Below are 1,082 nucleotides of genomic sequence, written 5' to 3'. Positions count from 1 at the left end.
GACGGATTGTCAAGCCAAGTGCGACAGTTCTTCTGAAAAGGATTCGTGAGCAGTCTTCCAGCCCAAACATTTTCGTGGTCTGTGGTTGATGAGATGGAGGGCATTCTCCAAATCTTCATCCGTGATGTGAGCGAAATCCGTCCCTTTGGGAAAGAACTCTCGCAGCAAGCCATTGGCATTCTCATTTGAGCCCCGCTGCCAGGACGAGTAAGGATCAGCAAAGTAGACCTGAATGCCATGCGTAGCTTCCAGGCTGGGATAACAAGCAAATTCCTTGCCTCGGTCAGCGGTAGCGGTCTGGAAGGCTCCGGTAGGGTACTGAGAAGCGGCTACGCCAAAGGCAATCTCCATCGATAGCGCCGTGCGGTCAGGCATCTTGATCGCGGTATACAGACGCGTTTTGCGTTCAATGAACGTGGCTACGCAGCCCTTACTTTTTCCACGGCTCGAGACGACGGTATCCAGTTCCCAATGGCCGAACGTTTCCCGAGAACGGACGTCTTTAGGGCGTTTTGAAATGGGTTTACCTATGGTAAACTTGCCACGGGTTTCTGCTGGCTTCTGTCGCTTGCCTTTGTGCCGAAGTACGGTTAGCGTCCCTCTCACCAAAAGGCCTGCATACAGCCAGCGATAAATGGTTTTGAAACACACCACACGCTGTCCTTCCTGACGCAACCGCTCTACGATCTGCTCTGGAGACCAGGTCGCCTGAAGCTTCTCTTCGATGACCGCCGCCTGCTTAGCAGTCCACTTTCCGGCAGGAATCGAGGCCTTACGTCGCTGGTGGTAGCTCTCTTGAGAGCGCTCGGCATGATACGCCTTTTGCTCGTCATGGCGTTGGAGTTCGCGACTAATGGTCGCATGGTGCCTGCCCAGTTCCTTGGCAATCGCTCTTGCACTTTTCCCCTGCTGATGCAGGATTTCTAGCTTGCTTCGTTCGATTATGCTAAGATGTGAATAACTCATGGACTGATTCTCCTTGTGTGAATGCTGGTGTGGTAACTTTCATTCTACACGAATCAGGCCATGAGCCCTTTTTTATTTATTTCCAGCAGGTGTCGCACTTCATATTACAATCCGTC

Annotated in this window: 1 protein-coding gene; it reads right to left on the bottom strand. The window is 52.0% G+C overall.

Going from position 1 to position 1,082, the window contains the following annotated elements; all coding sequences use genetic code 11:
- Window positions 1–9: 9 nt before the first annotated feature.
- Window positions 10–966, bottom strand: coding sequence for an IS30 family transposase (locus tag ACIFQM_RS20795; RefSeq protein ID WP_430043497.1), 957 nt, complete (start codon window positions 964–966; stop codon window positions 10–12).
- Window positions 967–1,082 lie beyond the last annotated feature (116 nt).

The sequence above is a fragment of the Paenibacillus sp. NRS-1782 genome (assembly GCF_050467685.1).
GTDB classification, from domain to species: Bacteria; Bacillota; Bacilli; order Paenibacillales; family Paenibacillaceae; genus Paenibacillus; species Paenibacillus terrae_A.
The sequence above is the reverse complement of the archived record's forward strand: the minus strand, read 5'-3'. Positions and strand labels throughout refer to the sequence as shown.

Excerpts from the sequence above, each read along its gene's own strand:
- ACIFQM_RS20795 (WP_430043497.1), bottom strand. The coding sequence starts at position 966 with ATGAGTTATTCACATCTTAGCATAATCGAACGAAGCAAGCTAGAAATC.